The organism is Carnobacterium sp. (assembly GCF_049673005.1).
Lineage (GTDB): Bacteria > Bacillota > Bacilli > Lactobacillales > Carnobacteriaceae > Carnobacterium_A.
On sequence record NZ_JBATXB010000019.1, the window covers coordinates 1 to 12,574 of the forward strand.

The window sequence follows — 12,574 nt, forward strand, 5'->3', positions numbered from 1 at the left end:
ATTTTTAAGGCAACGTCAAACCATAAGTATGACACAACAGATTATTTTGAAATTGATCCTGATTTTGGAGATAAAGAAACATTGAGAAAATTAGTTGATGAGGCTCACAAAAGAGGGATTCGAATTATGTTAGATGCGGTATTTAATCATCTAGGAATGCTTTCTCATCAGTGGACTGATGTTGTTAAAAATGAAGAAAAATCTAAGTATGCTGATTGGTTCCATATTCATAAATTTCCGGTTAAAATCGACGATACACTAACAACTGAAGAACTTGAAAATGTGGGACAAGTTCCTTATGATACGTTTGCATTCACTGGACATATGCCAAAATTAAATACAGCTAATAAAGACGTTCAAGACTATTTATTGGAGGTAGCAGCTTATTGGATTCGTGAATTTGATATTGATGCTTGGCGTTTAGACGTAGCTAATGAAGTTGACCACCATTTCTGGAAAAGATTTTATCAAGTCACAACGGATTTAAAAGAAGACTTTTATATTTTAGGAGAAATTTGGCACTCTTCTCAAAGTTGGTTGCAAGGTGACGAGTTCCATGCAGTTATGAACTATGCTTTTACTGGAACGATAGAAGATTATTTTATGAATAAACGAATGACTGCAAGTAAAATGGTCTCAGGATTAAATGAGCAATTAATGCTTTATCGTCAACAAGCAAACGAAGTAATGTTTAACTCCCTTGACTCTCATGACACTGCTCGTATTTTAACAATCAGTGCAGGAAATAAAGATAGTGTTAAATCCAGTTTGCTATTTACTTTTATGCAACACGGCTCACCTTGTATTTATTATGGTACAGAAGTTGGCATGGATGGTTTCGATGATCCAGACTGTCGTAAATGCATGGTCTGGGATAAAGATGAGCAAGATTTAGCCATGCTAGATTTCAGTAAAAAATTAATTGCCTTTAGAAAAGAACATCAAGAAATATTAAGTTATGGAAAACTAGATTGGTTTGATGTTCGTGATGACGATAATGTTGTTGGATTTAAGCGTTCTTTTGGGGAAGATGTACTTGTTGCCTATTTTAATCAAGGAGAAGAAGATTTAGAAGTGTCCATCGATACCAAATCGATAGTTCTTTTATCTCATTTAGTAGACACCGAGAAGGTTGTATTAACAATTAAGAAAAATGGTTTTGTTGTATTTAAAAAATAATTATTAAAAGAACAATGTAGTAAGGCACACCTTACTACACGTTTAGGAGTAGTTCATTCTACTCCTTTTTTTGTTGCAAAAATCAATCAATCGTTTTAGATGTAAAGGTTTGCATAAAAGGTGTGTTTCTAAGATAATTGATTCAGAGTGATGCGTTATATTATAAAAAGGAGGAGTTCTAAATGAAAAAAATTCACTGGGGGAAAACATTGATTAGTTTCTTTTTGCTTACTACTTTATTTCTTACAGCATGTACAGATAATACTCCTGATTCAAAAATTACTGATGGTGAAGACGATTCTACAGTTTTAAACGTAGATGTTGATGAACGATACACAGAATATGTTCGTGCAATAGTCGCTGATTTTGAAAAAGAGAATGATGTTAAAGTAGAAATAACCGAAAAAAATATGTTTGATTCCATAGAAGCTTTACCATTAGATGGTCCAGCAGGTATTGGAACAGACGTCTTAATCGCGCCTTATGACAGGATAGGTATTTTAGGAGAACAAGGGCACCTAACTGAAGTCACATTACCAAATGATGAGCGCTACGATAAAATGGACGAGAATCAAGTCCTTTCAAATGGAAAAATATATGGAGCTCCTTTTGTTATTGAAACATTAGTTATGTTTTACAATAAAGATTTGGTTGATACAGCTCCCAAAACATTCGATGATCTAGAAGAACTGGCTAAAAATGATCAATTTGCTTTTGAAAATGAAAAAGGGAAAAATACAGCATTTTTAGCTAACTGGGTAACGCCTTATCACTATCTAGGATTAATAACTGGTTACGGTGGCTATATTTTTGGCGATAACGGAAAAGATACGACAGATATTGGTTTAAACACGCCAGAAGCAATTGAAGCAATTGAGTATGCTTCAAAATGGTATCAAGATATTTGGCCAAAGGGTGCCTTGGATGCAACTAGTGCTGAGAACTTTATGAATGACCAATTCACTGCTAATAAAACAGCCGCAGTTATAAATGGTCCTTGGGGTGCTGCTAGTTATAAAGAAGCAGGGCTTAATTACGGTGTTGCACCTATTCCAACCTTACAAAATAATAAGACTTATCAACCATTTGCTGGGGGAACAGGTTGGACAATTAGTTCTTATACAAAAAATAAAGATCTTGCACAAAAATGGCTTGATTTTGTTAACAATGCTGAAAACACAAAAGAATTATATGAACTAACAGCAGAAATTCCAGCCAATCAAGAAACAAGAAAGGCCATTAGCAATGGTGATGACGAACTAACGAATGCGGTTATTGAACAATACAATTCAGCGGTACCAATGCCTAACATTCCAGAAATGGAAGAAGTCTGGACTGGAACAGAATCAATGATTTTTGATGCGGCATCAGGGAATAAAACAGCAAAAGAAGCAGCTGATGATACGGTGAAATTGATAAAAGATAACATCAAGCAAAAATATGAAGGCAAGGAGTAGTTGATAAGGAAATGGTATAGTCTAAAATTGCAAAAAAAATTATCTACATCTCGCATATATGGTAAAAGTAATGTTAAATGGGCTTTTTTATAGAAGACTTTGGATAAGAATCATTCTGTTACCGGTAACAACGATAAAACGATTGCAAGAAAGCGTTTTATCGTCAATAATAAGAATACAAAGAGAAATAAATAAGGCAAACACATAAGAGGAGGATATTAAAGTGAGAAAAAATAATTGGAAAAAGTATGCTGTTGGGTTGGTTTCTGCAAGTGCGTTATTATTGGCTGCATGTGGTGGAGGAAGTGGATCAGATACAGCTACTTCTGGCTCAGAAGGCAGTAAAAAAGATGGGGAATTAAACATCGCAGTTGATGCTGGATACGTTGATTATGTTAATGAAATTAAAGGCGACTTTGAGAAAGAGCATGATGTCAAAATTAAAATTACCGAAAGAGATATGTTTGAACAATTAGAGGCTTTGCCATTGGATGGACCAGCAGGTAGTGCTCCAGATATTATGATGTCTGCTTATGACCGTATTGGACCTTTAGGACAACAAGGGCACATTGCAGAGGTAACATTAGGAAATGAAGATCAATATGATGATACGGATAAAGCGCAAGTAACGATTGATGGTAAAATATACGGCGAACCAGCTGTTATTGAAACACTTGTCTTATATTACAATAAAGATTTAATTGAAAAAGCACCTGAGACTTTTAAAGAAGTTGAAGCATTAGCTAAAGATGAGAAATATAATTTTGAAGGAGAAGCTGGAAAAAATACTGGTTTCTTAGCAAAATGGACTGACTTTTACTTCTCATATGGATTAGTTGCAGGATATGGTGGGTACGTGTTTGGTGAAGACGGAACAGATCCATCAGATGTTGGTTTAAATAATAAAGGAGCAGTTGAAGCGATTACGTATGCTACTGATTGGTTCCAAAATGTATGGCCTCAAGGAATGCTAGATATCACAAGTTCAGATGCTTTCATTACAGATCAATTCTTAGCTGGTAAAGTTGCAGCATTTATTGGTGGACCTTGGCAAGCACAAGCTTTACAAGAAGCTGAAGTGAACTACGGCGTAGCAACAATTCCTACTTTGAACAATGGCGAAGAGTACCAAGCGTTTGGTGGAGGAAAAGGTTGGGTTGTCAGCAATTATTCAAAAAATAAAGAAGTATCACAAGCATGGTTAGACTATGTTACAACGACTGAAAACCAAAACAAGTTTTACGATGCTACAAACGAAATTCCAGCGAACCAAGAATCTCGTAAGTATGCTACAGAAAAAGATGATGAGTTAACAACAGCAGTAATTGAGCAATATAAAGAAGCGCAACCAATGCCTAACATTCCAGAAATGGCTGAAGTATGGGCTGGAGCAGAAAACTTAATGTTTGATGCAGCATCTGGCAACAAGACACCAAAAGAGTCAGCAGACGAATCAGTTAAAATGATCTCTGAATCTATTGAACAAAAATATACTAAAGAATAATAATAGAGATACTTTTATCGGCAGAGAATGAGTCTATTCTCTGCCATTATTATTAAGTGAAAAGAGGAGAAGAGATTATGTCTAAGGATAATCAGCCAAAAAAGCTGAAGGATGAAAGAAAAGCGATGTTGTATTCTATCATTCCCGGTATTGGACAATTTTATAATGAACAAAAATTTAAAGGAATCGTATTTTTAGGAATTACCTTAGCTTTCATTTATGAAATGATTGTATTTGGAGCAAATGCTATAACAGGCTTGTTTACTTTAGGGAGTGTACCAATTGTAGATCATTCTTTGTTTATTATGATTGGAGGAACATTACAATTAATTATAATTGTTATCTTCTTAGCTTTCTATGCATTGAATATTTATGATGCTAAATCAGTAGCAAGAAGATGGAACAAGCAGTTGCCAGTAAATACAACAACAAAAACAGTATTATATAACGTATATGATAATGGCTTTCCTTATCTATTAATTGTTCCTGCATATTTAATGATGGCCTTCACTATTATTTTTCCAGTTTTAGTAACGTTATTTATGGCTTTTACAAACTACGATTTTTATCACATTCCCCCTGCCAATTTAATCGATTGGATTGGGATTAAAAATTTCACAAATATTTTATTCTTAAGTTCTTATCGTGATGCTTTTACTTCTGTATTTAGTTGGACGATTATTTGGACACTATGCGCAACCACTTTACAAATTTCTTTAGGCATTATAACTGCGGTAATCACAAATCAATCATTCATTAAAGGGAAACGATTCTTTGGAGTTATTTTCTTACTTCCTTGGGCTGTTCCTGCATTTATTACCATTTTGTCTTTCTCAAATATGTTTAATGATAGTATTGGAGCAATCAATACCCAAGTTATTCCATTATTAAATAATCTTCCTTTCGTAGAAATTGGCCAGGTTGCATGGAAAACGCAAGCACTTTGGTCTAAAGTAGCGATTGTAATGATTCAAGGATGGCTAGGATTCCCATATATTTATGTCATGACAACAAGTATTCTACAGTCAATTCCAGAAGATTTATACGAAGCTGCTAAAATTGACGGAGCAAATGCTATTCAACGCTTTAAAGAAATTACTTTGCCAATGATTTTCATGGTTGCAGCGCCCACTTTTATTACTCAATATACAGGTAATTTTAATAACTTCTCAATGATTTACTTGTTTAACAATGGAGGTCCAGGAAGTGTCGGTGGCGGTGCTGGTGCAACGGATATTTTAATCTCTTGGATTTATAAATTGACAACAGGAACGTCGCCGCAATATTCGATGGCAGCAGCAATCACATTGATTATTTCTACACTCGTTATTGGAGTATCGTTAGTTGTATTCCGCAAAACAAAAGCTTTTAACATGGAGGATGCTTAAGATGAAAAATACATTTAAATCTCAAAAAACTTCTACGTTCTTAAGTCAATTCTTTACCTATGCTTTTATGATAGGTCTTTCTATAATCATTATTTATCCACTCCTTATTACAGCTAGTTCAGCCTTTAAATCAGGAAATATTACAGCATTTTCGCTCGACTTCAATGCTGATTGGACATTAAATAATTTTATTCGACTGTTTAATGAAACGTTATACGGTACGTGGTATATGAATACTCTTATAGTTGCTACATCTACAATGGTCGTTCAAGTTGCTTTGATTACCCTTGCTGGATATGCGTACAGTCGTTATAACTTTATGGGTAGAAAGAAAAGCTTAATCTTTTTCCTTGTTATTCAAATGGTACCCACTATGGCAGCATTGACAGCTTTTTATGTTATGGCTTTATTATTAGGCGCGCTAGATCAGTTTTGGTTCTTATCTATGCTTTATATTGGTGGCGGTATACCAATGAATACATGGCTAATGAAGGGCTACTTCGATACCGTTCCTAAAGAATTAGATGAATCAGCCAAACTTGATGGGGCAGGACATTTCCGTATTTTTTGGCAAATTATCCTCCCATTGGTTCGTCCGATGATTGCTGTTCAAGCTCTATGGGCATTTATGGGACCTTTTGGAGACTTTATGTTAGCTCGATTCTTATTAAGAAGTCCAGAAAAAATAACTGTAGCAGTTGGACTTCAAACTTTTATTAGCAATCCACAAAATCAAAAAGTTTCTCTATTTGCAGCAGGGGCTATCTTGATAGCTGTTCCGATTTCAATTCTATTCTTTATGCTACAAAAGAACTTTGTTTCAGGACTTACTTCTGGAGGAACGAAAGGTTAAAAGAAACAAAAAATAATTTGTCTTACAGGTTTTAACGTAGTGAGTTATAAGGAAAAGAATAGTGAAGAAAAAGAAGGAGATTTTATGAAAACAGATGTATTTCCACTGACTTATTTTAAAAAAATTTGGACGCCTAGACGGATATTTGACAACCGTCATCAACTAAATTGGTTTCAATTGCTATTCGTTCTATTCTTTTTGACTAGCATATTAATGGTTCCAGTATCATTAAATTTTTTGAAAATGGATACCTACCCAATTGAAGAAAGCTACCCCGATGCATTTGAATTAATAGATGAATCAGTTGTAATTGCTTTTAAAGAAGTAGCTAATGAAAAAGGTGAATGGATTACTGAACCGGGACTAAATCTAGTTAAGGATAACGGAGTAGTTAGTGTGACGGAATCAGATTCTAACATTGAAGAAAATTTAAAAGCAGAAAATGCGTTAGTTTTTTCTGAAAACGAATTTTATTTAAAGAATAAGGGAGTACCGATTTCCACTGTTCGGTATACAAAAGATTTTAATCCCAACCAAATAAATTCCGTTGAAGATATGAAAGAAACTATTTCTCGTCAATGGTTTTTCCAGAATCGCATCTATGTTATAGGATCTTTATTATTATTAGTTTTTAGTATTTTATTTGTTAGCACATTAGTAATTGTTTTAGGATCTGCAGTGTTTTTATATTTGACTAAGAAAAATTCTTTTTCTTCCATCAAAACATACAAAGAATCGGTTAATTTAATTCTTAATGCACTAGGAATACCTTCCTTGCTTGCATTGCTGTCGAGTTTTATTCAATTTGACATAGTTGTCATGCTAACTATTCAATCAGTAGGCTTAGCATTAATGGTGCTCTTAGTATTTTATGCTACTCGTTTCAATGATACAGTCTCAGTTAAAAATAATAGGGAAGTTGTTGGAGGTAAAAAACATGGTTAAACGTTTATTTGAAGTAGACCCTTGGAAAATAAAATCTACTTCTTTAGAAATAGAAAACAAACGTCTTCAAGAAAGTCTAACATCCATCGGTAATGGCTATATGGGAATGCGCGGTAATTTTGAAGAAGGATACTCTGGGGATAGTCATTTAGGCACCTATATAGCTGGTGTTTGGTATCCAGATAAAACAAGGGTTGGCTGGTGGAAAAATGGTTATCCTGAGTATTTTGGAAAAGTAATCAATGCGACCAACTTTATTCCAGTTGAAATTGAGATAGATGGGGGAAAAGTTGACTTAGCAAAAGATTCTATAAAAAACTACTCCATTGAGCTAGACATGAAGACGGGTATTTTAAAACGATCTTATACATTGGTAAGAGGAGAAGTTGAGATAAAATTTCATTTTAAACGTTTTGTTAGTATTGTTATGAAAGAACTTGCAGTTATTGAAGTATCTGCTGAAGTTTTAAAAGGTGATGCAAAACTAACTTTCAAGCCATTACTGGATGGCAATGTAGTAAATGAAGATAGCAATTATGAAGAAAAATTTTGGTTGGAAGTCGAGCGGTCAGTAGGTGAAAAAAGTCATTTAACAACTAAGACAATCCCAAATCCTTTTGGTATTGAACAGTTTACAGTGACAACTATGATGCAATCTCTTGCCAAAAATGCAGACTCACGTCAAGTAAATGAAGATGTTATGAAAGTTGAAGAAATAATTGACTACGAGTTAAAAAGAGGTGAAAAAGCAGAACTTATAAAATTTGTAAGTGTAGTAACAAGTAGAGATGTAGAAATAGACAATCAAACAACCGTCGCCTCTAGAATCTTGAGTGAGGCTATAGAAAAAGGGGTTCGTGTTTTAGAACAAGAACACATTGCTGCATGGGATGAACGTTGGCACAAAGCTGATGTTGTTATTGAAGGCGATAATGAGAGTCAACAAGGGATTCGTTTTAATATATTCCAACTATTTTCAACCTATTATGGAGAAGATTCGAGATTAAATATTGGACCAAAAGGATTTACCGGTGAAAAGTATGGCGGGGCAACTTATTGGGATACAGAAGCTTATATTATACCTATGTACTTATCTGTAGCAGATGAAATAGTATCTGAACAATTATTGAAATACCGTTATGATCAATTAGATGGAGCTTTTCATAATGCAAAACAACAAGGATTAAAAGGTGCTCTATACCCAATGGTTACGTTTAATGGTATTGAATGTCATAACGAATGGGAAATTACTTTTGAAGAAATTCATCGTAATAGTTCAATTGCTTTTGCTATTTACAACTATACGAATTATACAGGAAAAGAAGAGTATCTAGTCACTAAAGGAATAGACGTTTTAGTCAGTATTTCTCGTTTTTGGGCAGATAGAGTTCATTTTTCAAAACGAGAAAATCACTACATGATTCACGGTGTAACAGGACCTAACGAATATGAAAATAATGTTAATAATAATTGGTATACAAATAGAATGGCAACATGGACGCTTAATTATACAGTGGAAAGCCTAAATAAAATAACAGAAGCAAAAAAAGCTGATTTAGGAGTTTCTGATGATGAACTAGCTAAATGGATAGATATTATAGCCAAGATGTATTACCCCTATGATGAAAGTTTAGGTGTTTTTATTCAACATGATACATTCTTAGATAAGGATTTACTTCCAGTTTCTTCATTAGATGTAAAGGAATTGCCGATTAATCAAAATTGGTCGTGGGATAAAATTTTACGTTCTTGTTTTATCAAACAAGCTGACGTATTACAAGGCATTTATTATTTGAACGATGAGTTTACAATAGAAGAAAAAGCGCGAAACTTTGATTTTTATGAACCAATGACTGTTCATGAAAGTTCACTTTCTCCCTCTATTCATGCCATATTAGCTGCGGAGCTGGGTAAAAAAGAAAAAGCAGTTGAGTTTTATGCTCAAACAGCTCGATTAGATCTAGATAATTATAACAACGACACCGAAGATGGCTTGCACATTACGTCTATGAGTGGAGGATGGTTAACAATTGTTCAAGGTTTTGCAGGTATGAGGACGTCTAAAGAGAGTTTATCGTTTAAACCTTTTTGTCCAGTTAATTGGGAAGGGTACAACTTTAAAATTAAATATCGTTCGCGGTTAGTGCATATTACTGTAACTAAAAATGATGTGACAGTTTCCTTAAATGAGGGAGAAGCGCTAATGATCGAATTGTATGGTGAAAAAATAGAATTAATTGATACGTTAACTAGTGCAATCCAATAAACGAATACAAAAAAGAGGTGTCAGTATTGATAAAAGGATTTATTTTTGATTTAGATGGAGTACTAACGGACACTGCAGAGTACCACTATTTAGCATGGCGAGAACTTGGTCAAAAAATCGGTATTTCAATAGACCGCGTTTTTAATGAACAATTAAAAGGGATCAGTCGAACGGATTCTTTAGAACGTATTTTAACTTATGGGAACAAAAGCAATGTTTATTCAGAACAAGAAAAATCTAAATTAGCAGAAGAAAAAAATGAAGAATATAAAAAACTTATTACTAACCTCTCTCCTGATGATTTATTGCCAGGTATAAAGGAATTTATATCTGAACTAAAACAGGCAAATATGAAATTAGCTTTAGCATCTGCAAGTAAAAATGGTCCCACTCTTTTAAAACAACTTGGAATAGCTGAAATATTTGATACTATTGTAGATCCCGAAAAATTAAGTAATGGAAAACCAAATCCGGAAATTTTTATTAAAGGGGCTAAACAATTGGGTTTGTCTTCAATAGAGTGCGTTGGGATAGAAGATGCAGAGGCTGGAATTCAATCAATTAATGCAGCAAATATGTTTTCTGTAGGAGTAGGAGATCAAAAAGCAATGCAATTTGCGGATATGTTCGTATCTGATACGGCTGAATTAAGTTATACGTCAATTTTGGATGCAGTAAAAAAGAAAAGAAAAGGAGTGGAAAGATAAACATGGAAAAAAAGTGGTGGAACGATTCGGTTGTTTACCAAATTTATCCTAGAAGTTTTCAAGATAGCAATAATGACGGCATTGGAGATCTATTAGGAATTATTAAACGATTGGATTATTTAACTGACTTAGGGATTGATGTTATTTGGTTAAGCCCTGTTTATCAATCACCTAACGATGATAATGGATATGACATTAGCGACTATCAAGCCATATCACCGGATTTTGGAACGATGGATGATCTTGAAGAGCTGATTGAAGAATCAGCAAAAAGAGGCATTAAAATTTTAATGGATTTAGTTGTTAATCACACCTCAGATGAACATTATTGGTTTAAGGAAGCATTAAAAAGTAAAGATAATCCTTATAGAGATTATTATATATGGCGTGATCCATTAGAAAATGGAGAAACTCCCAACGAATTGTTATCTGTATTTAGCGGTTCTGCTTGGGAGTTAGATGAAAAATCCAATCAATACTACCTACACTTATATAGTAAAAAGCAACCAGATTTAAACTGGGAAAACCCTAAAGTACGTAAAGAAATCTACGATATGATGAATTTTTGGTTAAAAAAAGGTATTGGCGGCTTTCGTATGGATGTCATTGATACAATCGGTAAAGTACCAGATGAACTTATAACAACGAATGGACCTAAACTCCATGAGTATATAAAAGAAATGAATCGTGCTACATTTGGTCAGTATGATGTCTTAACTGTTGGCGAGACCTGGGGAGCTACACCTGAGATAGCTAAGCTTTATTCGGATCCAGCAAGAAATGAATTATCCATGGTATTTCAATTTGAACATATCGGGTTGGACCAAATTCCTGGTAAATCTAAATGGGATACAAAAGAACTCGATTTTATTGGATTAAAAGCTGTTTTTTCTAAGTGGCAAAATGAATTAGGAGATAAAGGGTGGAACAGTTTATTTTGGAATAACCATGATATACCAAGAATCGTTTCTAATTGGGGAGATGATTCTCCTGAATATCGCGTTGTATCCGCAAAAATGTTTGCAACTTTTCTACATCTTTTAAAAGGGACTCCCTATATTTTTCAAGGGGAAGAAATAGGTCTTACTAATACACCTGTGACATCAATAGAAGAAATTGATGATATAGAAACCATAAACTTATATAATGAACGAATAAGTGAAGGATATTCTAACGACGATATTTTTTCTTCTATAAATAAAAAAGGACGAGATAATTCAAGACGACCAATGCAGTGGGATAACTCAAATAATGCAGGTTTTACAGAAGCTGAGCCTTGGTTAGCATTAAATCCAGATTATAAAAAATATAATGTGCTAAATGATCAAAAAAGTGAAACGAGTATTTTTACCTATTATAAAAATTTAATTCATTTACGCAAAGAAAATGAGTTAGTTGTATATGGCCAATATAAAGAACTATTACCTGAAGATAAGCAACTTTATGTTTATGAACGTTATTATGCTGGAGAAACATGGTTAGTTGTTTTGAACTTTTATAAAAAAGAGACTACTTATATAGATGAAAAAGCAAGAAAAGGCACAATTATTATCAGCAATTATGGAGATAGTTCTAACGATCTTTCTAAATTAAATCTACGTTCATTTGAGTCGATTGTTTTTAAAATAAATGAGCACAAATAAAAAATAGGAATAAGACTTTAAGCCACTATGAATTTAAATGTGAACGATTTTCGTTTCGGAACATAAAACGTTCATGTAATAGATTTTTTTTGCATATATATACGAGATCTAAATAGAAATTCAAACGTAATGTTCGCTTATCTAAATAGATGAGCGGACATTGTATTTTTTTGTTGACCGATTATACAAATCTTGTTATAGTAATTGAAGTTAGTAATTTAACAGCAACTTTGTTTGCAAAATATTTTTTAAAAGGTACAAGAAATTCTTTGACATAAACTGAAGCCTTATGCTACACTAGTAAATGTCATATAGAGAGAAACTATTTAAACTATTTGAATATTTATTCAAATAAAAAAATATTTATTCAAAATACTATTGACAAAAAAATTTGTACTTGCTATTATTTAGAAGTTGTCAACACGACAACGCAAACAAATTAGACCTTTGAAAACTGAACAAAGTAAAACAATAAACTGTGAACGGCGGTTCGGCCAAGGGTCGGACCAAAAGAAACAAAGTGAATAATTATTCGCTAGCAAGTCATTTTAATGAGCTTCAAGCATCGTTAAAAAGCGAAACAATCCTAACGGGTTGCTTCAACTTTTATGAGAGTTTGATCCTGGCTCAGG

At 33.6% G+C, this 12,574-nt stretch carries 9 protein-coding genes; all 9 read left to right on the forward strand.

The window, feature by feature from the left end:
- The coding region (locus WBF61_RS01935; RefSeq protein ID WP_424253435.1) for a glycoside hydrolase family 13 protein at positions 1 to 1,179 on the forward strand (1,179 nt) is incomplete at its 5' end.
- Between the two features lie 182 nt (positions 1,180 to 1,361).
- Positions 1,362 to 2,636, forward strand: a complete 1,275-nt coding sequence (locus tag WBF61_RS01940) for an extracellular solute-binding protein (RefSeq protein WP_424253437.1) — start codon at positions 1,362 to 1,364, stop codon at positions 2,634 to 2,636.
- 223 nt (positions 2,637 to 2,859) lie between these two features.
- Positions 2,860 to 4,140 (forward strand): extracellular solute-binding protein, encoded by a 1,281-nt coding sequence (locus tag WBF61_RS01945; RefSeq protein ID WP_424253439.1) that lies wholly within the window; start codon positions 2,860 to 2,862, stop codon positions 4,138 to 4,140.
- A 77-nt stretch (positions 4,141 to 4,217) separates the two neighbouring features.
- Positions 4,218 to 5,528, forward strand: coding sequence for a carbohydrate ABC transporter permease (locus tag WBF61_RS01950; protein ID WP_424253441.1), 1,311 nt, complete (start codon positions 4,218 to 4,220; stop codon positions 5,526 to 5,528).
- 1 nt (position 5,529) lies between these two features.
- The gene (locus WBF61_RS01955; RefSeq protein ID WP_424253443.1) at positions 5,530 to 6,381 is read left to right on the forward strand and encodes a sugar ABC transporter permease; all 852 of its coding nucleotides are present in this window, start codon (positions 5,530 to 5,532) and stop codon (positions 6,379 to 6,381) included.
- 84 nt (positions 6,382 to 6,465) lie between these two features.
- The gene (locus WBF61_RS01960; protein WP_424253444.1) at positions 6,466 to 7,326 is read left to right on the forward strand and encodes a DUF1189 domain-containing protein; all 861 of its coding nucleotides are present in this window, start codon (positions 6,466 to 6,468) and stop codon (positions 7,324 to 7,326) included.
- Positions 7,319 to 9,592 (forward strand): glycoside hydrolase family 65 protein, encoded by a 2,274-nt coding sequence (locus tag WBF61_RS01965; protein WP_424253446.1) that lies wholly within the window; start codon positions 7,319 to 7,321, stop codon positions 9,590 to 9,592. The genes WBF61_RS01960 and WBF61_RS01965 overlap by 8 nt, the downstream gene beginning before the upstream one ends.
- 26 nt (positions 9,593 to 9,618) lie before the next feature.
- Positions 9,619 to 10,299: a beta-phosphoglucomutase gene (pgmB, locus tag WBF61_RS01970; protein WP_424253448.1), complete on the forward strand. Its 681-nt coding sequence runs from the start codon at positions 9,619 to 9,621 to the stop codon at positions 10,297 to 10,299.
- A 2-nt stretch (positions 10,300 to 10,301) separates the two neighbouring features.
- Positions 10,302 to 11,942: a glycoside hydrolase family 13 protein gene (locus WBF61_RS01975; protein ID WP_424253450.1), complete on the forward strand. Its 1,641-nt coding sequence runs from the start codon at positions 10,302 to 10,304 to the stop codon at positions 11,940 to 11,942.
- The last annotated feature ends 632 nt before the right edge of the window (positions 11,943 to 12,574 follow it).

What these genes read in the sequence shown, in the direction of transcription:
- WBF61_RS01955 (WP_424253443.1), top strand. Translation starts at nt 5,530, where the DNA reads ATGAAAAATACATTTAAATCTCAAAAAACTTCTACGTTCTTAAGTCAA.
- WBF61_RS01940 (WP_424253437.1), top strand. Translation starts at nt 1,362, where the DNA reads ATGAAAAAAATTCACTGGGGGAAAACATTGATTAGTTTCTTTTTGCTT.
- WBF61_RS01965 (WP_424253446.1), top strand. Translation starts at nt 7,319, where the DNA reads ATGGTTAAACGTTTATTTGAAGTAGACCCTTGGAAAATAAAATCTACT.
- WBF61_RS01950 (WP_424253441.1), top strand. Translation starts at nt 4,218, where the DNA reads ATGTCTAAGGATAATCAGCCAAAAAAGCTGAAGGATGAAAGAAAAGCG.
- WBF61_RS01960 (WP_424253444.1), top strand. Translation starts at nt 6,466, where the DNA reads ATGAAAACAGATGTATTTCCACTGACTTATTTTAAAAAAATTTGGACG.
- WBF61_RS01975 (WP_424253450.1), top strand. Translation starts at nt 10,302, where the DNA reads ATGGAAAAAAAGTGGTGGAACGATTCGGTTGTTTACCAAATTTATCCT.